Origin of the sequence: Nonomuraea sp. NPDC049607, from assembly GCF_040675375.1 — a bacterium.
Classification (GTDB): Bacteria; Actinomycetota; Actinomycetes; order Streptosporangiales; family Streptosporangiaceae; genus Nonomuraea.
In genome coordinates this window covers 496,876-521,635 of sequence record NZ_JBFAOV010000001.1, presented here as the reverse complement: position 1 = coordinate 521,635, position 24,760 = coordinate 496,876, and the positions used below count along the sequence as shown (strand labels likewise).

The 24,760-nt window shown below is 68.3% G+C and carries 23 protein-coding genes; 12 read left to right on the top strand and 11 right to left on the bottom strand.

The window, feature by feature from the left end:
* Nucleotides 1-2: 2 nt before the first annotated feature.
* From AB0J97_RS02695 to trxA, 7 genes are all read left to right on the top strand, one after another.
* Entirely contained in the window at nucleotides 3-2,132 is a 2,130-nt protein-coding gene (locus tag AB0J97_RS02695; protein ID WP_364083586.1) for a DUF6049 family protein, read from the top strand.
* Nucleotides 2,129-3,733 carry a murein biosynthesis integral membrane protein MurJ gene (gene murJ, locus AB0J97_RS02690; protein WP_357693339.1) on the top strand — a complete coding sequence of 535 codons (1,605 nt, stop codon included), beginning with the start codon at nucleotides 2,129-2,131 and terminating at the stop codon, nucleotides 3,731-3,733. The genes AB0J97_RS02695 and murJ overlap by 4 nt, the downstream gene beginning before the upstream one ends.
* 230 nt (nucleotides 3,734-3,963) lie before the next feature.
* On the top strand, nucleotides 3,964-5,484 hold the full coding sequence (locus tag AB0J97_RS02685; RefSeq protein ID WP_364083583.1) for a protein kinase family protein: 1,521 nt from the start codon (nucleotides 3,964-3,966) through the stop codon (nucleotides 5,482-5,484).
* A gap of 16 nt (nucleotides 5,485-5,500) precedes the next feature.
* Complete coding sequence (sigM, locus tag AB0J97_RS02680) at nucleotides 5,501-6,136, top strand: RNA polymerase sigma factor SigM (protein ID WP_357693335.1); 636 nt, start codon at nucleotides 5,501-5,503, stop codon at nucleotides 6,134-6,136.
* A complete protein-coding gene (locus tag AB0J97_RS02675; RefSeq protein ID WP_357693333.1) occupies nucleotides 6,126-7,004 on the top strand; it encodes a zf-HC2 domain-containing protein in 879 nt (292 codons plus the stop codon). Before sigM ends, AB0J97_RS02675 begins: the two co-directional genes overlap by 11 nt.
* A 124-nt stretch (nucleotides 7,005-7,128) precedes the next feature.
* Nucleotides 7,129-8,061, top strand: a complete 933-nt coding sequence (gene trxB, locus AB0J97_RS02670; protein WP_357693331.1) for a thioredoxin-disulfide reductase — start codon at nucleotides 7,129-7,131, stop codon at nucleotides 8,059-8,061.
* Between the two features lie 10 nt (nucleotides 8,062-8,071).
* Complete coding sequence (gene trxA, locus AB0J97_RS02665; RefSeq protein WP_364083578.1) at nucleotides 8,072-8,386, top strand: thioredoxin; 315 nt, start codon at nucleotides 8,072-8,074, stop codon at nucleotides 8,384-8,386.
* Nucleotides 8,387-8,463: 77 nt separating this feature from the next.
* Here the strand turns inward: trxA and AB0J97_RS02660 are convergent, their stop codons facing one another.
* Nucleotides 8,464-9,081, bottom strand: coding sequence for a GNAT family N-acetyltransferase (locus AB0J97_RS02660; RefSeq protein ID WP_357693328.1), 618 nt, complete (start codon nucleotides 9,079-9,081; stop codon nucleotides 8,464-8,466).
* A gap of 269 nt (nucleotides 9,082-9,350) precedes the next feature.
* Between AB0J97_RS02660 and AB0J97_RS02655 the strand changes: the two genes are divergently transcribed.
* Together AB0J97_RS02655 and AB0J97_RS02650 are read left to right on the top strand one after the other, a co-directional pair.
* Nucleotides 9,351-10,583 carry a PLP-dependent aminotransferase family protein gene (locus AB0J97_RS02655; RefSeq protein WP_357693547.1) on the top strand — a complete coding sequence of 411 codons (1,233 nt, stop codon included), beginning with the start codon at nucleotides 9,351-9,353 and terminating at the stop codon, nucleotides 10,581-10,583.
* Between the two features lie 129 nt (nucleotides 10,584-10,712).
* Nucleotides 10,713-11,669, top strand: coding sequence for a D-alanine--D-alanine ligase (locus AB0J97_RS02650; protein ID WP_357693326.1), 957 nt, complete (start codon nucleotides 10,713-10,715; stop codon nucleotides 11,667-11,669).
* 128 nt (nucleotides 11,670-11,797) lie between these two features.
* Here AB0J97_RS02650 and AB0J97_RS02645 read toward each other — a convergent pair whose 3' ends face one another.
* The gene (locus AB0J97_RS02645; protein ID WP_364083574.1) at nucleotides 11,798-12,802 is read right to left on the bottom strand and encodes a hypothetical protein; all 1,005 of its coding nucleotides are present in this window, start codon (nucleotides 12,800-12,802) and stop codon (nucleotides 11,798-11,800) included.
* On the bottom strand, nucleotides 12,799-13,320 hold the full coding sequence (locus AB0J97_RS02640) for an RNA polymerase sigma factor (RefSeq protein WP_357693322.1): 522 nt from the start codon (nucleotides 13,318-13,320) through the stop codon (nucleotides 12,799-12,801). Before AB0J97_RS02640 ends, AB0J97_RS02645 begins: the two co-directional genes overlap by 4 nt.
* Nucleotides 13,321-13,878: 558 nt before the next feature.
* Between AB0J97_RS02640 and AB0J97_RS02635 the strand changes: the two genes are divergently transcribed.
* Nucleotides 13,879-14,925 carry an aminotransferase class V-fold PLP-dependent enzyme gene (locus tag AB0J97_RS02635; protein ID WP_364083571.1) on the top strand — a complete coding sequence of 349 codons (1,047 nt, stop codon included), beginning with the start codon at nucleotides 13,879-13,881 and terminating at the stop codon, nucleotides 14,923-14,925.
* A 261-nt stretch (nucleotides 14,926-15,186) separates the two neighbouring features.
* On the opposite strand, the gene AB0J97_RS02630 is transcribed toward AB0J97_RS02635, so the two are convergent.
* From AB0J97_RS02630 to rpmH, 8 genes are all read right to left on the bottom strand, one after another.
* Entirely contained in the window at nucleotides 15,187-16,149 is a 963-nt protein-coding gene (locus tag AB0J97_RS02630) for a ParB/RepB/Spo0J family partition protein (protein WP_357693318.1), read from the bottom strand.
* A gap of 309 nt (nucleotides 16,150-16,458) precedes the next feature.
* Nucleotides 16,459-17,364, bottom strand: a complete 906-nt coding sequence (locus tag AB0J97_RS02625; protein WP_357693316.1) for a ParA family protein — start codon at nucleotides 17,362-17,364, stop codon at nucleotides 16,459-16,461.
* 206 nt (nucleotides 17,365-17,570) lie between these two features.
* Entirely contained in the window at nucleotides 17,571-18,242 is a 672-nt protein-coding gene (gene rsmG / locus AB0J97_RS02620) for a 16S rRNA (guanine(527)-N(7))-methyltransferase RsmG (protein ID WP_357693314.1), read from the bottom strand.
* A gap of 543 nt (nucleotides 18,243-18,785) precedes the next feature.
* Nucleotides 18,786-19,274, bottom strand: coding sequence for a R3H domain-containing nucleic acid-binding protein (locus AB0J97_RS02615; protein ID WP_357693312.1), 489 nt, complete (start codon nucleotides 19,272-19,274; stop codon nucleotides 18,786-18,788).
* Nucleotides 19,275-19,294: 20 nt separating this feature from the next.
* Nucleotides 19,295-20,218, bottom strand: coding sequence for a membrane protein insertase YidC (gene yidC / locus AB0J97_RS02610; protein WP_357693310.1), 924 nt, complete (start codon nucleotides 20,216-20,218; stop codon nucleotides 19,295-19,297).
* Between the two features lie 4 nt (nucleotides 20,219-20,222).
* Nucleotides 20,223-20,480, bottom strand: a complete 258-nt coding sequence (gene yidD, locus AB0J97_RS02605) for a membrane protein insertion efficiency factor YidD (protein WP_352322972.1) — start codon at nucleotides 20,478-20,480, stop codon at nucleotides 20,223-20,225.
* Between the two features lie 17 nt (nucleotides 20,481-20,497).
* A complete protein-coding gene (gene rnpA / locus AB0J97_RS02600) occupies nucleotides 20,498-20,860 on the bottom strand; it encodes a ribonuclease P protein component (protein WP_357693308.1) in 363 nt (120 codons plus the stop codon).
* A 62-nt stretch (nucleotides 20,861-20,922) separates the two neighbouring features.
* Nucleotides 20,923-21,060, bottom strand: a complete 138-nt coding sequence (rpmH, locus tag AB0J97_RS02595; protein ID WP_043614899.1) for a 50S ribosomal protein L34 — start codon at nucleotides 21,058-21,060, stop codon at nucleotides 20,923-20,925.
* Between the two features lie 444 nt (nucleotides 21,061-21,504).
* On the opposite strand from rpmH, the gene dnaA reads away from it, so the two are divergent.
* Both dnaA and dnaN read left to right on the top strand, forming a co-directional pair.
* The gene (gene dnaA, locus AB0J97_RS02590) at nucleotides 21,505-23,085 is read left to right on the top strand and encodes a chromosomal replication initiator protein DnaA (RefSeq protein ID WP_357995194.1); all 1,581 of its coding nucleotides are present in this window, start codon (nucleotides 21,505-21,507) and stop codon (nucleotides 23,083-23,085) included.
* 525 nt (nucleotides 23,086-23,610) lie between these two features.
* Nucleotides 23,611-24,750 carry a DNA polymerase III subunit beta gene (gene dnaN, locus AB0J97_RS02585; RefSeq protein ID WP_357693304.1) on the top strand — a complete coding sequence of 380 codons (1,140 nt, stop codon included), beginning with the start codon at nucleotides 23,611-23,613 and terminating at the stop codon, nucleotides 24,748-24,750.
* Nucleotides 24,751-24,760 lie beyond the last annotated feature (10 nt).

Sequence of the window (24,760 nt, the reverse complement as noted above, 5' to 3'; positions counted from 1 at the left end):
GCATGCGCGTGATCCGTAAGGCCGCGCTGCTCGCCGTGATGTCCGCCGCGTCGCTCGCCCCCTTGGTGGCGGCGGCGCCGAACTCCGCTGCCATGGTGGCGGCGGCGCCCGACTCCGCCGCCACGGCGGCGGCACGGGAGACGCTCTCCGTCTCCATCACGTCGATCACGCCACAGGTGGCGACCAGTCCGACCGACGAGATCAAGTTCACCGGCACGGTCCGCAACGACACCGGGACCGCGCTCGGCCCCCTCCGCGTACGCCTGCGCTACACGGGCGAACGCTTCTTCGACCGCGCCTCCATGGCCGCCTACCAGAGCGACCAGAACATCGCCACCCTGCCCGCCAACGTGTCCCGCACCTCGGCCATGGACGTCCCGGCCCTGGCCGTGGGCGGGCAGGCCACCTGGACGTTCACCGCGACCCCGGTCCAGCTCGGCTACCAGGCGTTCGGCGTCTACCGGGTCGCCGTCGACGTCTCCCAGAACGAAGTGCCGATCAGCGCGCAGCGCACGTTCCTCACCTATGCCCCGCCCACCACGCCGAAGCCGCCGCGCAACAAGCTCGCCGTCGCCCTGCCCGTCATCGACCAGCCCCACCGGGGCTCCGACGAGACGTTGTTCGTCGACGACAAGCTGAGCCAGTCGCTCAGCGGCAAGGGCCGCCTGGCCGACCTGGCCCGCATCGCGCAGGAGGCGCCGAAGAGCGTCACCTGGTTCGTCGAGCCGTCGCTGCTCGACGACCTGAAGGCGATGACCAAGGGCTACCACGTCAAGACCAAGGACGGCACCGAGGGCAAGCCGGCCAACGACACCGCCGGCACCTGGCTGACCACCATGAGCACGGCGCTGGCCGCCTCCCCCGTGATCGCCACCCCGTACGCCGACCCCGACGTGACGGCCCTGGCCCATCAGGGGCTCGACGCGCAGCCCGGCCGGGCCATCGAGCTCGGCGGCCAGACCGCCAGGGCGCTGCTCAACCGCAACACGCAGACGTCGATCAACTGGCCGCCCGCGGGCGTCCTCGATGCCGATGCCCTCGACCTGCTCTCGGTCAGCCCCGGCAAGGTCACCACCGTCCTGCTCAACTCCACCAACCTGCCGCCGCAGCCGCCGGTCACCCACACGCCCGACGCCGCCGCCATGCTCGACACCGTCGCCGGGCCGGTCAAGGCGCTGGTCGCCGACGCCGAGCTGAGCCGGCTGTTCGAGCCGACCGCGCCCACCACGGTCCTGCTCAGCACCCAGCGCTTCATCGCCGAGACCGCGATGATCGCCGCCGAGGCCGGGCAGGTCGAGCCGCGGTCGCTGGTCGTCGCGCCGTCGCGCCGCTGGGACCCCAACCCGACGCTGGTCACCAGCCTGCTGAAGACCGCCCGCAAACTGCCGTGGTTGTCGATGACCACGCTCGACTCGATCAAGCCGAGCAAGACGGCGACGCCGCGGGCCGGGCTCACGTACACCGAGCAGGACCGCAAGGAGGAGCTGAGCGCCAAGTACCTGGCCCCCGTCCGGGAGGTCGCGTCGCAGGCGCAGCTCACCGCGTCGATCACCGGGGCCAAGGCGCCCACGGCCTTCGACGCCGCGGTGCTCAGGCTCACCTCGTCCGCCTGGCGCAACAACACCCGCGCGGGCCGGGTGGTGACCAAGCTGGTCGGCACGGCGGTCGACGACCAGATCGACAAGATCCAGATCACCGACGCGCCGCGCACGCTCGCCGGCAGCAACGGCGTGGTGCCCATCAGCGTGAAGAACTCGCTGGACAAACCCGTCACCCTCTACATCGACGTCAAGTCCAACGACCGCGCGCGGTTGCAGATCCTGTCGCCGCCGGCGCCGATCGAGCCGCTGGTGATCGGCGGCAACCAGAGCGGCACGCTCCAGGTGAGCATGAACGCCACCACCAGCGGCGACGCCACCGTCACCGTGCAACTGCGCACAGTCGACAACCTGCCCTACGGCAAGCCGCAGCGACTGACCATCCGCACCACCGGCTACACCGGCATCGCCCTGGTCATCGTGGGCGCCGCGCTGACGGTGATGCTCGCCGCCGTCGTGACGCGGATCCTGCGCCGAAGGTCGGAGCGACGGCTCGCGCGGGCGGGCAAATCCCGGGAGAATGAGACCGTATGAGCCGTATGTTGCGGGCCAGCGCCATCATGGCGGCGGGCACGATGGTGTCCAGGGTCACCGGGTTCGCCCGCACGATGGTGCTGGCCTACGCCATCGGCACCGCGGCGCTGGGCGACTCCTACAACGCGGCCTACGCGATCCCGTACAGCATCCTCGACCTGCTGCTGCTGGGCGTGCTGAGCAGCGTCGTGGTGCCGATGATCGTCCGGGCGCAGCAGCACGACGCCGACGGCGGGCGGGCCTACGAGCAGCGCCTGCTGACGCTGGCCACCGCCGTGCTGGTCGTGGTGGCGGCGCTCGCCGTGCTGGGCGCGCCGCTGCTCATCGACCTCTACACCGACTGGGACCGCGGCACCCCCAAGTTCGAGACCGCGGTCATGCTGGCCCGGTTCATCCTGCCGCAGCTGGCCTTCTTCGGGATCGGCGCGGTCGCGGGCGCCATCCTCAACACCCGCGACCGCTACGGCGCCCCCATGTGGGCGCCGGTGCTCAACAACCTGGTCGTCATCTGCGTGTTCCTGGCCTACGCCGTCGTCGGCAGCGGCTCCGACATCGACGCGGTCACCACCGGCGACCTCGCGCTGCTCGGCCTCGGCACCACGGCGGGCATCGTCGCCCAGGCGGTGGTGCTGATCTTCGCGCTCAGGCGCGTGGGGTTCTCGTTCGTGCCGCGCTTCGACGTGCGCAACGCGCGGCTGGGCGAGATGGGCAGGGCCGGGGTCTGGACCATCGGCTACGTCGTGGTCACCCAGCTCGGGTTCATGCTGACGACCAACCTGGCCAGCTCGGCGGGCAACGAGGTGGCCGGGCACGGCATCAGCCCGTACACGCTGGCGTTCCAGCTCTTCCAGCTCCCGTACGGGATCATCGGCGTCTCGGTGATCACCGCGATGCTGCCCCGGATGAGCCGGGCGGTGGGCGAGGGCCGGCTCGACGACGTGCGCACCGAGTTCGGGTCGAGCGTGCGGCTCATCTGCTCGCTCATGGTGCCGGTCTCGCTGCTGCTGATGGTGCTCGGGCCGGCGATCACCGTGCCGATCTACGGCCACGGCGCCAACAGCGTCGCCGATGCCGTCTACATCGGGAACGTCCTCCAGGTCTACGGCCTGGCGCTGGTGCCGTTCGCGGTGTTCCAGCTCCTGCTGCGGGTGTTCTACAGCTTCGGCGACACCCGTACGCCGGTGTTCGTGGGGGCCGGCACGACCGCGGTCAACGCACTGCTCATGATCATCTTCTTCGTCCTGCTGCCCGCCCGCTACGCCGTGATGGGGCTGGCGCTCGCGTACGCCATCGCGTACGGGCTGGGCGCGGTCCTGGCCTGGACGCTGGCCAGCCGCCGGGTGCAGGGCCTGGGCGGCTGGACCATCGGCACGGCTCTGACCAGGATGTACCTGGCTTCCCTGCCCACGGCCGTGCTGGGGCTGCTCACGGTCTGGGTGGTCACGCAGATCTTCGGCGGTCTGGGCTTCGTCAACTCGCTGATCGTCCTGGCGGTGGGCGGTGGCCTGGGCCTGTTGCTCTATCTCGCCGTCGCCCACAGGATGCGCATAGCGGAGGTCAACTCACTCGTTGGTATGGTCGCGAGACGCGTAGGTCGGTAGTAATTGGGAAATCCGCCATATGGACGGACTTGACCACGACGGCTGACGAGTTTCCGGTTGGCAAAGAACGCGGGCGGAATCGACTCGGCACTACCATGGTGCCCTACGCGCGCGAATGGAAGCAGGAGGGGCGTGGGCGGATCCACCCGGCATAGCGTGCCTACGTGGGACACCACCACGCAGGTGAGTCGAGTCATGAGCACGCCCGATCGGCCTAGCGGAGAGAGCCTGTGAGCACGTCGGCCGTGGAACCCGGCACCCGACTGGCCGAGCGCTTCCGGCTGGAGGACCGCGTCAGCGAGTCCGACGGCGCGACCCTGTGGAAGGCGATCGACGAGATCCTCGCGCGGCCGGTGGCGGTGCACACGTTCGGCCCCGACTTCCCGCGCGTGCACGAGGTCGTCACCGCCGCCCGTGCCGCGAGCCGGCTCACCGACCCGCGCCTGACGCAGGTGTTCGACGCCGCCGAGGACGACGACCACTCCTACGTGGTCAGCGAGTGGGTCACCGGCGATTCCCTGACCGACCTGCTGGCCGGCGGCCCGCTGGAGCCCGAACGCGCGGCCGGCCTGGTGGCCGAGGCGGCCGAGGCCCTGGCGCACGCCCACGAGGCCAAGCTCTACCACCTGTGCCTGCGCCCGTCCCACCTGGTGTGGACGACGGGCAACACGGTCAAGGTGCTCGGCGTGGCCGTCGACGCCGCCCTGTCCGGGCTCACCACCGACCAGCCCGCCCTCGACGACGCCGAGGGGCTGGGCCGGTTGTTGTACGCCGGCCTGACCGGCCACTGGCCCGGCGACGAGGAGGAGGGCGGCCTGCCCGCCGCCCCCATGAGCGACGGCCACTTCTGCTCGCCGCGACAGGTCACCGCCGGTGTCCCGACTTATCTGGACACGGTTACCGTCCGCGCCTGCCTTCCCGAGTCGCGCAAGGGCCAGGGCGCGCTGTCGAGCCCGTCCGAGGTCGCCGAGGCGCTGGCCGACGTGGCCAGGCCCATGCCGATCGCGATCTCCTACCCCTCGACGCCGGCGGTCGCCTCCGCCTCGCACACCGAGGGCCTCGACATCGCCCACCGGCAGCAGCGCACCATGCCGCCGCCCCTGCCGACCGTGCCGCGCCGTCCCCCCAACCAGGGTGGCGGCAACGTGCTCAACCGGGTGCTGATGACCCTGGTGGTGCTGCTGGTCATCGCCGCCGTGGGCGTCGGGGCCTGGACGATCGGCCGCAGCCTCGGCAGCCCCGCCACACCGGAGGCGTCGGTCGTCCCCACCACCGGCAAGTCCTCCGCCGCGGCCTCGACGCAGGCCGTCAAGCCGGACAAGGCCAAGGGCTTCGACCCGCTCGGCGACGACGGCGACGAGAAGTCCGACATCGCGGGCCAGGCCATCGACGGCAAGCCCGGCACGGCCTGGACGACCCAGAGCTACGGCAGCGCCGAGCTGGGCAACCTCAAGAAGGGCGTCGGCCTGCTGCTCGACATGGGCAAGTCCATGCAGATCAGCGACGTGGTGGCTACGCTGGCCAAGACCGAGGGCGCGAGCGTCGAGTTGAAGGTCGGCGACTCCCCCGAACTCGGTTCACTCAAGACCGTGGCGACCGAGAAGTCCGCCTCGGGCAAGACCACCCTCACTCCCGGGGAACCGGCAACCGGTCGGTACGTTTTGATCTGGTTTACGCGCGTTCCGGCGGATGCAGGCCAGTTTCGTGGCACCATCTATGAAGTAGTGGTGCATTCTCCCGGATCGGCATAAATCAGGAATCTCTCTTGTGAACTCCCCACCCGAGACACCCTCAGCAGCGGAACGGCCGGCGATCACAGACGCCGAGCTGCTCACCGCGCACATCAACGGGGATCCACACGCGTTCAGCGAGATCGTCAAACGGCACCGTGACCGCATGTGGGCGGTCGCGTTGCGTACTCTCGGTGACCCTGACGAAGCGGCGGACGCCGTTCAGGACGCGTTCGTCTCCGCATATCGCAAGGCTGCCTCGTTCCGAGGCGAGGCGGCCGTGACCACCTGGCTCCACCGCATCGTCGTCAACGCCTGTCTCGACCGGATGCGGCGCAAGTCCGTCCGGCCGGTGGCCGACGACGAACTGATCGAGGCCGCCGAGCGGGACAGCCCGCTCCCCGACCAGACCGTCGAGCGCGAGGTCTCGATGGAGGTTTCGGCGGCTCTGAAACTGCTGCCCACCGACCAGCGGGCGGCTCTCGTGCTCGTGGACATGATGGGCTATTCAGTCGAAGACGCAGCTCAAGTGCTTGAGGTGCCCAGCGGCACCGTGAAGAGCAGATGCGCGCGGGGCCGCGCGAAACTTGCCCCAATTCTTTCGCATCTGCGGAACCGTTCGGACCTCAATCGCGTCTCATCCGCGAAGGGAGCAGAACTTCGTGACGGGTGATACGCACTACGATCTTGAGGTCCTGGCCGAGCTGGCAGAGGACCTCTTGGACGCCGCGACGGCACGCCGGGTCCGCGAGCATCTCGCGGTCTGCGACCCCTGTGGGGAGCTTCTGGCAGACCTGGCGGCGGTTCGCGAGGTGCTCGCGGCGACCGCTACACCGGCAATGCCGATGGGCGTCGCACTGCGCATCGACAAGGCGCTGGCCGCCGAGGCGGAGTCCCCCCGCGGGGGTGTCGGCCTCGTGGAGGCACCTGACTGGGACAGGCTCATGCGGGACGCGCCGTGGGAGCAGCCGGCGGCGGAGGTCCCCGAGCCGGCGCGTCTCGGGGTGGTCTCCGACGACGGCACCATCGTCCCGGCCCGGACCAGGTCCTCCAGGCGGCGCAGGTGGGCCATGCCCGCCGTGGCGGCGTCGGCGGCGGCCGCGGTGGTGGTCGGCACGCTGGCGCTCTCGGGCGGGTTGCTGGCCGGTGGAAGCGGACCGGGCGGTTCGTCCGGGCCCACGGTGGCCGAGTCGACGACATCGTCGAAGCCGTCCCACCAGCGGGCGAGGGCCTACGCCCTGACCGACAGCAACTACAACTACAGCGACCGGGAGCTGCGCCAGCCGCTGCTCGGGTACTTCGGCGCGGCTCCGGCCGCCCTCGAAGGCTCCCCGGACACCGCCAGGGTCGACCGATGCGTCGCCAAGGTGGCCGCCCGTTCCAAGCTGCAGACGTTCGCCGTCGACCAGGGCCAGTACAACGGCCAGGAGGCGCTGGTCGTGGCCTCCTGGAAGGACGAGGCCGCCAAGAAGTTGCGCATCGACATCGTCGACCCGTTCAACTGCAAGAACCTGCGGAAGCCCACATTGGGCCGCTGGTAATCGAAAGCCCACGTCAGAGCCCGCTTCGGCGGGCTCTTTCGTTTCGCTGGCAGGGGCGGGAATCAGCGCGGCCTAGGATCTGTTGAGCCCGAAGCAAACAGCAGACGAGGAAGGCGTGGGAGCGTTGAGCGACGTTCGTAACGTGATCATCATTGGGTCGGGCCCTGCGGGCTACACCGCGGCCGTCTACTCCGCGCGCGCCGAACTCAAGCCGCTGGTCTTCGAGGGCTCCGTGACGGCGGGTGGCGCCCTCATGAACACCACCGACGTGGAGAACTTCCCCGGGTTCCCCGACGGCATCATGGGCCCCGACCTGATGGACAACCTGCGCAAGCAGGCCGAGCGCTTCGGCGCCGAGCTGGTGGCCGACGACGTGGTCGAGGTCGACCTGGAGGCCAACCCCAAGGTCGTCAAGACCCACACCGACACCTACTACGCCAAGTCGGTCATCCTGACCATGGGCTCCGGCTACCGCGAGCTCGGCCTGGAGAACGAGAAGCGCCTGTCCGGCCACGGCGTGTCCTGGTGCGCCACCTGCGACGGCTTCTTCTTCCGCAACAAGGACATCGTGGTCGTGGGCGGCGGCGACACCGCCATGGAGGAGGCGACGTTCCTGACCCGGTTCGGGCGCATGGTGACGGTCGTGCACCGCCGTGGCGAGCTGCGCGCCAGCAAGATCATGCAGGAGCGCGCGTTCGCCAACGAGAAGATCCGTTTCGTCTGGGACTCCGAGGTCGTCGACGTGCTCGGCGACACCAAGGTCGAGGCGGTCAAGCTGCGCAACGTCAAGACCGGCGAGGAGTGCGAGCTGGCGACCGACGCGCTGTTCCTGGCCATCGGTCACGACCCCCGCACCGACCTGGTCAAGGGCCAGATCGACCTCGACGAGAACGGGTACATCCAGGTCGCCTCGCCGTCGACCGCCACCAACATCGACGGCGTGTTCGCGGCTGGCGACGTCGTCGACCACACCTACCGCCAGGCCATCACCGCGGCCGGCACCGGCTGCGCCGCCTCGCTCGACTCCGAGCGCTGGCTGGCCAACAACGAGAAGTAAGGAGCGCACCGTGAAGGCAGTTACCGACGCCACGTTCGAGACCGAGGTCCTCAAGAGCGACAAGCCTGTGCTGGTCGACTTCTGGGCCGAGTGGTGCGGCCCGTGCCGTCAGGTCGCGCCCATCCTCCAGGAGATCGCGAACGAGCACGGCGACAAGCTTGAGATCGTCAAGCTGAACATCGACGAGAACCCCGAGGTTCCCCGTCAGTACGGTGTGCTCCAGATCCCCACGATGAACGTCTACAAGGGGGGCGAGGTCGTGAAGCAGATCATCGGCGCCAAGCCGAAGGCCATGCTGCTGCGCGAGCTCGAAGGCATCATCTAGTCGCCCTCCTGTCGAAGCCCCCTGCGGCGGTGCCCGCGGGGGGCTTTCGCTTGCCCTTCTCAGGCGCCCAAGAGCCGTCAGACGGGACGAAGGGCGCGCTCCGGGCTCATGGACCCCAGAAGGCGTTCGAGGGCCACCTCGACGTCCTCACGCCACGAGATGGCGCTCTTCAGCTCCAAACGCAACCGCGGAAACCGCAAATGCGGTCGAACCGTCTTAAAACCCACAGAAAGCAAGTATTCAGCAGGAACTACACAACTAGGCTCTTCCCACTTCAGGTCGCCGAACGCCTCAATGGCCTTCACGCCGCGCCTGGTCAGGTCCTTGGCCACGCCTTGAATGAGCATCCGGCCCAGCCCGCCGCCCGAGAACTCGGGGATGATGTGGGCCGTCATCAGCAGCACCGCGTCGGCGCTCACCGGCGAGGTGGGGAAGGCCAGCGAACGCGGGCTGTAGAGCGGCGGGCTGTAGAGGACGAACCCGGCCGGAACCCCGTCGACATAGGCGATTTTCCCGCAGCTCCCCCATTCCAGCAGCGTGCCCGAGATCCAGGCCTCCTTCTCCAGCCCGGAGTCGCCCGAGTGCACGGCGCGCTCGCCACTGACGGGATCCAGCTCCCAGAACACGCACCGCCGGCAACGGCGTGGCAGATCTTCGAGATTGTCCAGGGTTATGTTGACCAGCCGGCGCGACAACTACGGCCCCTATCGTCGACCCAGAAAAGCGCGCGAAAACCGCGTCCGTTGGTGGCATGGTAGCTCAGTGAAGATGCAGCCAGCGGATACCACGACGGTCGAGCCCGGTCACGAAGGACATCTCCGACTGGCGTAATCTGGTATTTCGGTCCGATATGACACCTAGGAGGTGGGCCGTGACGGAAGAGCTGAATCACGGTCAGACACCCGCGACCCAAGGGTCGCGCATCGACGCCTACGTCGACCGGTACGCCGCACGAGCTACCGGGATGGTCGCCTCCGAGATTCGAGCTCTCTTCGCCGTCGCGTCGAGACCCGAGGTGGTCTCGCTCGCCGGCGGCATGCCGTACGTCACGGCGCTCCCCCTCGACATGGTCGGCGAGCTGGTCTCCGACCTGGTCACCACGCGCGGCACGGTCGCGCTGCAGTACGGTTCCGGCCAGGGTGACCCGCATCTGCGCGAGCAGATCTGCGAGGTCATGCGGCTGGAGGGGATCGAGGCCGGGGCGAACGACGTCGTCGTCACCGTCGGTTCACAGCAGGCGCTCGACCTGATCACCCGGATCTTCATCGACCCGGGTGACGTCGTGCTCGCCGAGGGCCCCTCGTACGTCGGGGCCCTTGGGACGTTCTCCGCCTACCAGGCCAAAGTGGTCCACATCGCCATGGACGATCAGGGCATCGTGCCCGAGTCGCTGGCGCAGACCATCTACGCGCTGGAGACCGCCGGAGCGCCCGTCAAGTTCCTCTACACGATCCCGACCTTCCAGAACCCGGCCGGCGTCACGCTGAACCTGGCCAGGCGGCAGCAGGTGCTCGACATCTGCCAGCGCGCCGGGATCCTCGTCATCGAGGACAACCCTTACGGGCTGCTCGGCTTCGACGGCGAGCCCATGCGCGCCCTGCGGGCCGACAACCCCGACGGCGTGGTCTACCTGGGGTCGTTCTCCAAGACGCTCGCCCCCGGCTTCCGCGTCGGCTGGGCGCTCGCGCCGCACGCCATCCGCGACAAGCTGATCCTGGCCATGGAGTCGGCCGTGCTGTCGCACTCGGTGTTCACGCAGCTCGCCGTGGGCCAATACCTGGCCACGCAGCCGTGGCGGGAGCAGATCAAGTCCTTCAAGGAGCTCTACCGCGAGCGGCGCGACTCCATGCTGGACTCCCTGGAGGCCCTGATGCCGCCCGAGGTCACCTGGACCCGTCCGGCCGGCGGCTTCTTCGTCTGGGCGACCCTGCCCGAGGGGCTCGACTCCAAGGCGATCCTGCCGCGGGCCGTGGCCGAGCGGGTGGCGTTCGTCCCCGGCACCGGGTTCTTCTCCGACGGCAGCGGCGCCCGGCACATGCGCCTGTCCTACTGCTTCCCCGAGCCCGACCGCATCCGCGAGGGCGTACGACGCCTGTCCGGGGTGATCGAGCAGGAGATGCAGCTCCGGGACATGTTCGGCACCGGCTCCGGTCCCGATCGGGTCGGCGTCGACACTCCGGGGCCCGAACTGGCCTAGCTTTCCTCGGTACGGCCGGCGCTCCCCGGGGACGGGGACGCCGGCCGTACTCGTGTGCGGGCCTCACCTACACCATTCGCCGCCAGCCGCCGGTACGGTTGGACGCGTACGATCAGCGGAGGAGATGTGATGAGCGATCTGGGCCACGTGCTCGTGCTGGCCGGGGGCCTCTCCTATGAGCGGGAGGTGTCCCTGCGCTCCGGCCGCCGGGTGAGCGAGGTGCTGCGCGCCACGGGCATCGACGTGGAGGCCCGCGACACCGACGCCTCCCTCGTGCCCGCCATCCTCGCCGACCCGCCGGAGGCGGTGTTCGTCACCCTCCACGGCGGCGCGGGCGAGGACGGCGCGATCCGTTCCGTGCTCGAACTCCTCGACGTCCCCTACGTCGGCGCCGGCCCCGACGCCTGCCGGGTGGCCTTCGACAAGCCCACCGCCAAGGCCGTCGTACGCTCGGTCGGGCTGCGCACCCCCGAGTCCGTCACCCTCCCCCGGGAGACCTTCCACGACCTCGGCGCCACCGTCGTGCTCGGCCGCATCATCGACCGGCTCGGCCTCCCGCTGTTCGTCAAGCCCGCGCGCGGCGGCTCGGCCCTCGGGGCCTCCATCGTCCGTACGGCCGAAGACCTGCCCGCCGCCATGGTCGGCTGCTTCGCCTACGGCGACACCGCCCTCATCGAGCGGTACGTCGAGGGGGTCGAGGTGTCGGTCTCGGTCGTCGACCTGGGCGAGGGGCCCGTGGCGCTGCCCGCCGTGGAGATCGTCCCCGACGCCGGCGTCTACGACTACGCGGCTCGTTACACGGCCGGGCACACCGAGTTCTTCGCCCCCGCCCGCCTCTCCACGGCCGCCGCCGAAGCCTGCGCGCAGATGGCCGTGACGGCGCACACGGCGCTGGGGCTGCGGGACATCTCCCGTACCGACCTGATCGTGGACGCGGCCGACGACCCGCACTTCCTTGAGGTGAACGTGGCGCCGGGGATGACGGAGACGTCGCTGCTGCCGATGGCGGCGGAGGCGGCGGGCCGCGACCTCGGCGACCTCTGCCGCACCCTCCTCCAGAACGCCGCCAACCGCCCCCGCCCCTGACCGTGCGGGGATTGCGGGCTCGCCCGGGCTCTCACCTCCCGGGCCCCAGCTTCTCTCGCGAGTCCGCACCCCCTCGCCCGCCCAGCCGGGACGCAGTGCTCACCGCACCGCGATCCACTACGCGTGTTCTAGAGCCGGGCCGTACAGCGGACGCATCTGGCAGGCGGCGCCGGCCGCACATCGCTCCAGCCCGCCTTCCTGACGATCTCGGCGCTCCAGGCGACGCCCTCCGGAGTCAGCCGTTGCCTCCCGAGGAATCGGCCGGTCCTGCGGTCGATCACGATCTGCTCCTCCTTGGATTGGAGGGCCAGCCCGTCGAGCCGGAACGTCCCGTGAACATCGTCGACCACTTTGATGCCCGGCGCCTTCGCCAGGAGAAGATAGGCGGCAGCCCTGGTGCCGGGCGTCGCCGGTGAGTTGATGAGCCGCGAGGCGGCCCCCGCGAGCCAGGACTCACGCTCGGCGGCCGCATGGGGGTCGTAGCTTTCCAGCAGCCGTTCCCTGAGCGCCGCCGGCTCCTCGGGGAGGCTCCGCAGTTGCGTCAGCGTCGGGTTCAGCCCATCGGCGAGCTCCAGTCCCGCATCCAGGTCCACCGAGGAATATGCGGGCATGTTCCTGTCGCACCCCCGCGCGGGGCACAGCCGGGGGGAGCCGTCCCGTCGCCACGCGTTCAGTCCCTCGGCCGTGTACGGCTTCGACGAGATCGGCTCGTGCCAGCCGTAGACCTCGCGGTCGGGCCCGAAGGCGAGGACCTCCATGGCCCGTTCCTCGACCTTGTAGGCATAGCCGTTCTTCGTCCGCATGACCTGCTCGGTGTCGCGTCGCCAATAGCGGCCCTTCGCCTCCGGCGTCGCCGCCAAGCTGGCGGCCGCAGCTTCCAGTTTCTGCAGGGGAGTGACCGCGACCGGCTCCACCGCAGGTCGAGGTACGAGGGCCACCACCACGCCGACCACGAGCGCGACGGCCGCCGCGACGAGCGCCATCCCCGTCCACGACTGTCTACCCACCCGCGCTCCGGACGCAGGGGGCACCCGGGTGGCTGCGAGTACCCGCTCCCGCGCCGCCGCCAGCTGGCCGGCCGACGGGGGCGGCACATCGGGCATCACCGAGTCGATGACCTGGAACTCGTTCATCCCAACACCTCACGCAGCTTGGTCCTGGCCCTGCTCAACCGGGACGCGACCGTCCCCGAGGCGATCCTGAGCGCCGCCGCCACCTCGTCGTAGCCCAGCCCGCCGTACGCGATGAGGAGCACCACGTCGCGCTCCCCCTTCGACAGCCGCGCCAGCGCCCCGGCCAGCCGGTCGACCGTCACGCTCGCGCTGAGCCTGTCCACGATCCGCTGGTCGTGTCCTTCGTCGTCAGGCGGCGGCCCCGTCCGGGCCATGGCGCGGTACCTGCGCACCTCGGCGCGCCGGTGGCGGCCGATGAGGTTGGTCGCGATGCCGTACAGCCATGGCCTGACCGCACCCATGGCCGAGTCGAAGCGTTCACGTTGCCTGAAGGCGATGAGGAACGTCTCCGCGGCGAGATCCTCAGCCACGCCGGGGTCGAGCCTGCGCCCGATGTAGCGCCGGATCTCCTCGTAATGGGCTTCGAAGACGACCTCGAAGACGTCGGGAGCAGTGATCACACCCTTGTTTGCCCGCAAGCATGCGATCCTTCCAGGAAATCTTGATTACTTCTCGCAGAGATGCGTCCGCGCGCCTGGTCATGTACGAACGCCGCTGCGCCGCCGCTCTCTTCGCCCGCCTGTACTGGGCGCCGGTTCAGCGCGCCTCTCCCCAAAGGTCTTCCGGATCGCGTGCAGACGCTTCCCGCCCAGCCCGCCTGCGCACCTATCTGAGCACGCCTTCTCCTGAAGCCTCGCCCCGTGGTCTCCATCGCGTTCCCACCCGCGCCATAGCCGTTGCCATCGGCGTCACCAGCCTTCCGCCATCTCCGTCCCAACCGCGAGGGCGACCTCGCCTCCACCCCCACACCGACAGACACCACCGTCTTGCGGTGCCTTGATGCTCGCGGTCGCCTACCCCTGCGCGTAACCGCCCTAAGGCTTCAGGCAACGCCGTCCTGCCCTCTTGAAGCGTCAGCACGACGCCAACGGCGACACCACCACCGTGGACGGACCGGGCATCTGAAGCGAGAACACCCCCGGAAGCCACCCCGCCCCTCCCCGCCCCCGCCCCAGCACCTTGCATAGCCTTACGGTGTGCCGATCAATCCCGCCCACCCCAAGAGCTTCGCCAGCGACAACCACGCAGGCGTGCACCCCGACATCCTCAACGCCATGACCACCGCCAACCAGGGAGACGCCCCCGCCTACGGCGACGACACCTGGACCTCGACCTTCGAGCAGAAGATCAAGGAAACGTTCGGCCCCACAGCAGAAGGCTTCGCCGTACTCAACGGAGCCGGCGCCAACATGGTCGGCCTGGCCCTCATGCTCGGCCGCTACGACGCCATCCTCTGCACCGACACCGCCCACATCGCCACCCACGAAACAGGCGCCACGGAACGCCTTCTAGGGGTGAAGCTCCGAACCGTCCCCACCCCTCAGGGCAAGCTTCACCCGGACGACATCAAGGCCCACCTGAACCTCATCGGCCAGCACCACGAGCCCCAGCCGACGGTCGTCTCCATCTCCCAGGTGACCGAACTGGGCACCTGCTACTCCCCCGCCGAGATCGCCGCTCTGGCCGAAACAGCCCACGCCGCCGGCCTACGCCTCCACGTAGACGGCGCCCGCCTCGCCAACGCCGCCGCCCATCTCGACTGCTCCCTGAAAGCCATCACCACGGACGCAGGCGTAGACGTCTTCAGCTTCGGCGGCACCAAGAACGGCGCCATGGCCGCCGAAGCGGTGGTCGTCCTGGACCCGTCCCTGACGGACGCAGTGCCGTACCTCCGACGGCAGTCGCTTCAACTGGCCTCGAAGATGCGCTTCATCTCCGCTCAGCTCTCCGCCCTCCTGACCGACGGCCTCTGGCACCGAAACGCCTCGCACGCCAACCAGATGGCACTCCGCCTGGCGAACGGCCTCACAGACGTCCCCGGCGTGACGCTGGCCTACCCCGTGGAGTCCAACGCCGTCTTCGCCACGCTCCCCCACGCCATCAGCGAGTCCCTCCGGCAGCACTACCTCTTCCACTACTGGGACGAGCCCGCAGGCACCGTCCGCTGGATGACCGCCTTCGACACCACCGAAGAACACGTGGACGACTTCCTGGCCGCCCTCTACAAGGCAGCGACCCCTTAGCCGCCCGGCGCCGTTTCACGTGAAACACCGCCTCCCCACCGCTCAGAACCGACAGGGTTTCACGTGAAACAGCGCCCACCCGAGGGCGTGAAACAAGACAGACGGCAGCGCCCAGGAGAGAAGACGAGACTCAACGAAGAAAGAGAGAGAAACGAGGGCGGAGTCTCACGCGAGCCACCACGCCACTCGGCCTAGACGCGCTCGTACAGGGAGCCAACAATCACCAAGGAGCACGCACGTTTCACGTGAAACACGTGAGGTTCAGTCTTCGCGCTCCCGCATCACCCGAGCCGCCTCAGGCGCCATCGTCCCGATGATGCGCTCAAGGTCGTCGATCGTCGCGAACTCCACCACGATCCGCCCCTTACGCCGCCCCAAGTCGACCTTGACCTTCGTCTCGAAGTGGTCGGAGAGCCGGTCCGCCAGATGGGTCAGGCCAGGAGCCGTAGGCTTGGGCGCCTGCCGCTCACGCGGCGCCTTCTGAGCAGCCTTCGCGCTGCCCATGGCGACGATCTCTTCCACCGCCCTCACGGACAGAAGCTCCGCCACAATGCGCTTGGCCAACGCAACCTGCTCCTCCACACTGCTCAGGCCGAGCAGGGGGCGAGCGTGCCCGGCGCTGATGGTGCCGGCGGCCACGCGGCGCTGAACCTCCGGCGGGAGGTTGAGCAGCCGGAGCGTGTTGGTGATGTGGGATCGGGAGCGCCCCACCTTGCTGGCCAGCTGCTCGTGGGTCGCCTGGAAGTCGTCCAGCAACTGCTGGTAGGCGGCCGCCTCTTCCAGAGCGTTCAGCTGCTCGCGCTGAAGGTTCTCGATGAGCGCGTCCCGGAGGAGATCGGTGTCCTGCGTGTTCCGGACGATCGCGGGAACCGGGTCAAGACCGACCTGCTGGCACGCCCGCCAACGCCGCTCCCCCATGATCAGCTCGTACTGGCCGCCGCCCACAGAGCGCACCACGATCGGCTGCAGAAGGCCGACCTCGCGGATGGAGTCAGCGAGCTCCTTGAGGCGCTCGCCGTCGAACACCTCACGCGGCTGACGGGGGTTGGGCACGATCGCGGTCAGCGCGACCTCTTTGAAGTACGCTCCAGCGATCGGCTGAGGGCCCGCCTCGGCCGAGGAACCGTTCGAGGGAGCGGGCGCCGTACCCGGGCCGTCAACGATGGGTCCGGTCGGGATGAGCGCCCCGAGTCCCTTGCCCAATCCCCGCCGCTGCTGACTCACTGCGTCTCCTCATCCAGCCGGTCGAATCCGGCCGGTCGATTCCGGTCACTCCAGGAGAGGTTACCGTTGCAGGCCCAACGGGGTGCCCCCACGCCACACACAGTCCTGTGGGATTTACGCCGACACGGCTACAAATCTGCGTAACTCACGACGGGCCACGAACAAGACCACCCGGCCACCGGCCCCACCCAACGGCAGCCGGCCGGTGATTCCACACAGACCACCCAGGGCGCGGGCATGACGAGCCCACAACCGACACGACCTCACCAGGAGCCCTCTCGCGCGTACGCGGAAGATCCGCAACCGGGGTCAGGCCACAGTGGCGCGGTGAGCGATCTCGCGGGCCGCGTCCATGTACGCCATCGCCCCGCTCGAACCCGGGTCGTACGTCATGACCGACTGCCCGTAGCTGGGCGCCTCCGACAGCCGGACGCTGCGCGGGATGACCGTCTTCAGCACCGTGTCGCCGAAGTGCGACCGCACCTCGTCGGCGACCTGCGAGGCCAGCCGGGTACGCCCGTCGTACATCGTCAGGACGATCGTGGAGAGCCGCAGGGTCGGGTTGAGGTGCGCCTTGATCAGGTCGACGTTCCTGAGGAGCTGCCCCAGGCCCTCCAGCGCGTAGTACTCGCACTGGATCGGGATCATGACCTCCTCCGCGGCGACCAGGGCGTTGACCGTCAGCAGGCCGAGGGACGGCGGGCAGTCGATGACGATGTAGTCGAACTCCACCTCGTACGCCGCCAGCGCCCGCCGGAGCCGCGCCTCCCGCGCCACCAGCGAGACCAGCTCGATCTCCGCACCGGCCAGATCGATCGTGGCGGGGGCGCAGTAGAGGTTCGGCATCTCGGGGACCTGCTTGACGATGTCCGCCATGGGCAGATCGTCGACGAGCACCTGGTACACATCCGGTACGTCACCGCGATGCTCGGTCGCCAGCGCCGTCGAGGCGTTGCCCTGAGGGTCAAGGTCGACCACGAGGACCCGCTGCCCATGCATCGACAGGGCCGCGGCGATGTTCACCGAAGTGGTGGTCTTGCCGACGCCGCCCTTCTGGTTGGCCACCGCGATCACCCTGCACTGCGCCGGACGCGGCCAGGAGCCGTCGCCCTCGCTGCCGGTGCCGCCTCTCTGGGCGGCGGGCTGGGCAGCAGGCTGCGCGGCAGGTGGCGGGGTGGCGGCCGGCTGGGCGGCAGGCGTTTCACGTGAAACCACTGAACTGAGCGCCTCTCGTACCAACGGCGAATCACCGGGGTTCAGGGGGGTCTGGGTCACGTTGGCCATCCTTTCAACCAGTGGTGTGCCGGTGCCGGGAATTTGCTTGTGCGACACGCCCATTTCGGGCCATCCAACCCCGGCTGGGCTCTCGGACCGACGGCTGTCCGGCCAGCCAAGACCGCAAGACGCGACTGGCACAACCGTCACCTCCTTCGTCGCCGCCTGGCTCGCTCCGGCGCGCGACCCGCTACCACCCGAACCAATGTTGCAGGCGGCTCGACCTTACCGTGCCCGACGGTCACAAGCTCGGCCGTTCGGGCCCCGCTGGCCCGCAATTGGGACTCCGCCTCGGCGAGCTCGCCGGCGGCCCGCTCGCCCTTCATGGCTATCAGTTCGCCGCCCTCCCGCAGAAGAGGCATGGCCCATTTCAGCAACCGGTCGAGCGGCGCGACCGCCCGAGCACTGGCGACGTCGAACTCCCGCTCCCCCGCCAGGTCCTCCGCCCGCGCGCGCAGCACCTCGACGTTGTCCAGTTTGAGCGCCTCGACGCACTCCTCCAGGAACACGGTACGGCGAAGCAGCGGCTCCAGCAGCGTGACCTCGATGTCCTGACGGACGATGGCCAGGACGAGCCCCGGCAACCCCGCCCCGGAGCCGATGTCCACCAGACGCACCTCCGGCGGCACGGCCTCGGCGACCACCGCGCAGTTGAGCAGGTGACGATCCCAGATGCGCGGCACTTCGCGCGGCCCCAGCAGCCCCCGGACGACACCCGGGCCCGCCAGCATCGCGGCGAACGCGTTCGCGCGGTCCCATGCCTCCCCGGCGAAGACGTCCCGCGCTATGTCCGGCGGCGCCGGAAGCTCTTCGCTCACTGGATGCTGGCCTTTCTCGGTCTCAAATGCTGTTGGTACTCAGGTTGCCTGCTCGGCGGAGGTGCCGGTGGGCGTTCGACGGTAGGTGTCCCGACGTTCTAGGGGCGCTGTCCACCCAAGGCTAGATGTGAGATCACACTGGAAGACTAGCGGGCTGGCATGTAGGTGACCGTCGAGCACGCGCCGCGCGCACCTCTCAATCCCGCCACTGACGCCAACTCCCCAATAAACGATATAAAGCGCACACCCCTCAAAAGACACCCTTACGCGCACCTTCATGGACGAACATCAAGCTCACCGCACAAATGCGCACGTGCCCCTCCGACCGCCCCGAACACGCACACAAACGCACGAAGGCCCCGAAGAACGCTCCGACCACCAACAGTCCGGATCGATCTGCACAGGTCTGGATGTCCGCTCACAAACCCGCTAACCGCCCACACAAGCTCGCCCACCCGCACGTACAGCCATAAATACGGAAACGGCCGCCCATCAGCGCAACCAAGCGCCGACAGACGGCCGAACCGGCTGACAATTCACGTTTCAGGCGGGAAGGACCACCACGTACCGCTGCGGCTCCTCACCCTCGGACTCGCTGCGCAGCCCGGCGGCCGCCACCGCGTCGTGGACGATCTTCCGCTCGAACGGCGTCATCGGGTGCAGCGCCTTCGGCTCGCCCTTCTCCTTGACCTGGATGGCGATCTCGGTGCCGAGCTTGCTCAGCTCGGCCCGGCGCCGCTCGCGGTAGCCGGCGACGTCGAGCATGAGCCGCGACCGCTCCCCGGTCTGCCGGTGGACGGCCAGGCGGGTCAGCTCCTGCAGCGCCTCCAGGACCTCCCCCGCGGGCCCGACCAGCTCGTTGCCCTTGAGCCCCACGACGGAGACCATGGCTCGGTCGCCCTCGACATCCATGTCGATGTCACCGTCGATGTCGGCGATGTCGAGAAGGCCCTCGACGTAGTCGGCAGCGATCTCGCCTTCCTGCTCAAGCGCGTTGAGATCAGGAGCCTTCTCCTGCTCGGCCTCGGTCATGGCCGGCCTCTCCTTCGTGTTCAAGACTTCTTGCTGCCGGTGCGCTTGCTGCGGGACTGGCGGCTGGGCTGCTGCCTAATGATCTTAGGCTCCGGCGGGGCGGGCGGTGCCGCCTCTTCGGGAGTGGTCTTGCGCATCTTGGCCACCAGGCCGGGCTTGGGCGTCACGGGAATGGCGTTGCCCTTGGCGTCGAACTGCGGCATCGGGTGCCGGCTGTAGAACCAGTGCTGCTGGCCCAGCGTCCACAGGTTGGTGGTGACCCAGTAGAGGATCAGGCCCAGCGGGAAGTTGAGGCTGAAGAAGGCGAACAGCGGCGAGATGTACATCAGGATCTTCTGCTGCTGCGCCATGGGGTTGTCCGGCATCTGGGCCATCGAGCGGGTGACGCTCTGCCGGACGGTGAGGAACGTGGTCAGCGAGCTGATCGCCACGAAGAAGCCGATGACGATCTTCTGGGCGATGTCAGGAGCCTCGAAGAACGTGGCCGGCAGGGGCGCGTTGATGATCAGCGCGTGCTTGGCGCTGTCGACCAGCTCCTGCGACATGCCGAACTTGGCCTGGTCGGCGGCGATGGCCCGCAGCACGGTGAACATCGAGATGAAGATCGGGAACTGCGCCACGACGGGGAGGCAGCCACCGAGGGGGTTGGCGCCCGCACCCTGGTACAGCGCCATGACCTCCTGGTTCATGCGCTGCTTGTCGTTCTTGTAGCGCTTGCGGAGCTCCTGGACCTTCGGTGCCAGCTCCTGCATCTTCCGCGAAGACCGCATCTGCTTGAGGAACAGCGGGAAGATGAGGATCCGCATGCAGACGGTCAGCGTGACGATGGTCAGCGCCCAGGTCAACCCGCTGTTGGGGTCGAGGAAAGTGCTGTAGACCTGGTGGATCCAGGTGATGACTTGGGCGACGGCCGTGTACAGCCAATTGAGCCAGGACAGCTCCACCGAGCTAGCTCCCTTGCGTTTCGTGGGACCGGACCGGGCGTGGGGGCACCGGGTCTATACCTCCGGGATGGAATGGGTGGCACCGCCCGATGCGCCGGACAGTCAGCCAAGTGCCGCGCAATGCCCCATGTACGGCAATCGCCTCGAGCCCATACGCGCTGCACGACGGGTAGAACCGGCAGCGTGGACCGAGCATCGGGCTGATGAACGCCCGGTAGAACCGAATGGGGATGATCAGCGCCCGGGCGGCGAGGCCCGGCATCCCTTGCGGCTGCTCCGTCATCTGTGTCCACCCGTCGAGGACTCGCGCCGCCTGAGCAAACGATCCAGCGCGGCGTCGAGCTCGGCGGCCAGTTGCTCGACGCACGCGGACGCGGCCGGTGGATTGGCGCGTACCACCAGCAGGCTACCTCGCGGCAGCCGGTCGAGACGGTCGCGCATCAGGTGTCGGAGCCGTCGTTTGACCTTGTTCCGGGTCACCGCGCCACCAACGGCCTTGCTCACCACGAAACCAACCAGAGGTGTCTCTTCCCCAGAAAAGTTGAGATGCACCACCAGAGTGGGACGACCGGCGCGTTTTCCGCGCCGGACCGCCGCTTCGAATTCGTCCCCGCGCCGCATGCGGGATTGACGGGACAGCACCGTATACGCCTAACGCCCGTCGGCGAGGTACACCGACGGGCCGGACTTCGGGCGCGGGTCGATCAGGCCGACAGCTTCTCGCGGCCCTTGCGGCGACGGGCGGCGAGGATGGCGCGACCGGCCCGGGTGCGCATCCGCAGCCGGAAGCCGTGGGTCTTCGCGCGGCGACGGTTGTTCGGCTGGAAAGTACGCTTGCTCACGGGTGGGCTCCTTGAAGGTGCGCCCAGGGGCGCTTATACACACATGGCTGGCTTGCCGTGGGAGCGAGGGCACGCGAAATAGCCGTCGCGTGGCAAGCCGACCGTCGTACGTTACGGGCCAACGGCCTCCCAGGTCAAACCGAACGGGTTATCCACTGATCCACAGGCGACTTTTCCACCGCCGGGCCCACGTCCACAGTTTGTGCATCCGGGTGCCACTAGGCTGTGGACAACGTCTTGAACACAGCTGTGCACATGGATACTGTCGGCCCTTCTGGACCACCTGAAACACCGTGCACAGCCTGTGGATCTCCTGTGGAGGACCTGGGTACGAAGCCCTGCCGCCACGCTGTGGACGAAGGGGTCGCCGACCGCTCGGGGCGGCCACGGACATGTGGATAAACGATCGCGGGGGGCCGCGAGAGGAAGGAGGGGAGCCGCACCATGAGTGGTGTCGACCTCGGCACGGTATGGGCGAGGGCCCTGGGCAACTTCCTCAACGAGAACGTGCCCATCCAGCAGCGCACCTGGCTGTCGATGGTCCGTCCGATCGCCCTCGCGGACGACACGATCGTGCTCGGCGTCCCCAACGACTTCCTCAAGGACCTCATCGAGGGCAAGTTGCGCCCGCTGGTGGCCCACGCGCTGTCGCAGGAACTCGGGATGACGATGCGGCTGGCCGTGATGATCGACACCACGGCCCCTGAGCAGCCTTTGCCAGACGCCCATCAACAGCCTGTGAATATGCCCTATCCCCAGAGTGTGGATAGCCAGCCGCGTTACACACAGCCGGTGCAACCCCAGCACTACCAGGCATCCGAGCCCCCGCAGTTCTATTCTCCACAGCCTGAGCAGCCACCCGCGTCCACCGAATATCCACAGCCTTCGTTCTCTTTTGAACAGGTGCAGCCGTACACACCGCCTGTGGAGAAAGCGCCGGAGCCGGCGCCGAATCGCTGGGAAGCGAAGAGCAACAAGCCCAGCGAACCGGCCAGACTCAACCAGAAGTACACATTTGAGACATTCGTCATCGGTGCCAGCAACCGGTTCGCGCACGCCGCGGCCGTGGCGGTGGCCGAATCCCCCGCGAAGGCGTACAACCCGCTCTTCATTTACGGCGACTCCGGCCTGGGGAAGACGCACCTGCTGCACGCGATCGGGCATTACGCGCAGAGCCTGTACGACGGCGCCCGGGTGAGATACGTGAGCTCGGAGGAGTTCACCAACGACTTCATCAACAGCATCCGCGACCACAAGGCCGACGGCTTCCGCGGCCGCTACCGGGCGATCGACATCCTGCTTGTGGACGACATCCAGTTCCTGGAGGGCAAGGAGCAGACGCAGGAGGAGTTCTTCCACACCTTCAACACCCTGCACAACGCCAACAAGCAGATCGTCATCTCCAGCGACCGGGCGCCCAAGCAGCTCATCACGCTGGAGGACCGGCTGCGCAACCGGTTCGAGTGGGGCCTGATCACCGACGTCCAGCCGCCCGAGCTGGAGACCCGCATCGCGATCCTGCGGAAGAAGGCCATCCAGGAGGGCCTGGCCGCGCCGCCCGAGGTGCTGGAGTACATCGCGAGCCGGATCTCCACCAACATCCGCGAGCTGGAGGGCGCCCTGATCAGGGTGACCGCGTTCGCCAGCCTCAACAGGCAGGGTGTGGACCTGCAGCTCGCCGAGGTCGTGCTGAAGGACCTGATCACCTCGGAGTCCGACACCGAGATCACGATCGCGGCCATCATGACCGAGACCGCCAACTACTTCGGCATCAGCATCGAAGACCTGTGCGGCACCTCGCGCAGCCGCGCGCTCGTCAACGCCCGGCAGATCGCCATGTACCTGGCGCGCGAGCTGACCGAGCTGTCGCTGCCGAAGATCGGGCAGCAGTTCGGCGGCCGCGACCACACCACCGTGATGCACGCCGAGCGCAAGATCCGGTCGCTCATCGCCGAGCGCAGGTCGATGTACAACCAGGTCAACGAGCTGACAATGCGTATCAAACAGAGCAAGCGTGGATCTTGATGGTCGTACACAGCCTGTGGAAAACACTGTGGACCAGCGGAAACGCAAAATCGGCCCGTCGGTACGACCACCAATGCCGGGAAAAATCCGCCCACAAGGGCTGGGGACGAATCTGGGGACATCCTGAGGAGAACCTGGGGATGACTCGTGGATAACGTGTGGACGGCCTGTGAACAGTCGATCTGGGACTCCAGAAGGCCCCCGCTTACCCCGTGGACAACCTGTGGAAACCTCGTGGATAACCGGTGGATGAACACACCATGATCTGGGGACGGCCTGTGGGCAACGAATCTTCATCCCCAGGCGGCGAAGTTTCCCCCAGGCGTCACCCACACCCTCGGTGGATGAAAATACGGGTGCTGACCTGCGAGGACTTCAGTTGTCCACAGTTCCCACAGCCCCTAGTGTGATGACCTCTTATCTCTCTTACTAAGAAAATCAAAGACCCATAGAGGGGTTCTCCCCGAACCGAGGTGCGGGAGAGTGAACACTTGAATCAACGACGAACCCAGGAGGCTGATCACCGTGATGTTCCGAATCGAGCGAGACGTCCTCGCTGAGGCGGTGGCATGGACGGCACGCAGCCTCCCGGCGCGCCCGTCGGTGCCCGTACTCGCCGGCATGCGGCTGGAGGTGACGGAGGGACAGCAGCTCAAGCTGTCGGGGTTCGACTACGAGGTCTCCGCCGAGGTCACGCTCGAACTCCAGACCGGTGAGGCGGGCGTCGTCCTGGTCTCGGGCAAGCTGCTCGCCGAGATCACCCGCGCGCTTCCCGCACAGCCTGTGGACTTCGTGGTGGAAGGCGCCAAGGCCGTCGTCACGTGCGGCAGCGCGCGTTTCACACTGCTGACCATGCCTGTGGAGGACTACCCGTCGCTCCCGGCCATGCCGCCGGCCGCCGGACGGGTGGGCAGTGACGTGTTCGCCTCGGCCGTCGGCCAGGTCGCCGTCGCGGCGGGCAGGGACGACACGCTGCCGATGCTCACGGGCGTGCGCATGGAGATCGAGGGCGACACCGTCACCCTGGCCGCCACCGACCGCTACCGGCTGGCCGTGCGCGAGCTCAAGTGGCAGCCGGGCCAGCCCGACTTCGCCGCCATCGCGATGATCCCGGGCAAGACGCTCGCCGACACCGCCAAGGCACTCGGCACCACCGGCGCCGAGGTGGAGATCGCGCTCAGCTCGGCCGGCGGCACCGGCGAGGGCATGATCGGCTTCTCCAGCGCGGGCCGGCGCACGACGACCCGGCTGCTCGACCCCGAGTTCCCCAAGTACCGCTCGCTGCTGCCGACGGAGTTCTCCGCGCGCGCCGACCTGTCCACAGGCCCGTTCGTCGAGGCGGTCAAGCGCGTGGCCCTGGTCGCCGAGCGCAACACCCCCGTCCGCCTGGCGTTCAGGAGCGGAGAGGTCGTGCTGGAGGCCGGCAGCGGCGACGAGGCGCAGGCCGTCGAGGCACTGCCTGTGGACTACGAGGGCGAGGAGATGAACATCGCCTTCAACCACCAGTTCCTGCTTGAGGGGCTGGGGGCCATAGACTCCGACATCGCACGCCTGCAGATGACGACCTCGACCAAGCCCGCCATCCTCACCGGGGGCAAGCCTGTGGACGAAGGCGCAGGTACGGACTACCGTTATCTGATCATGCCCATCCGCCTGTCGGGCTGATCCCGTCATC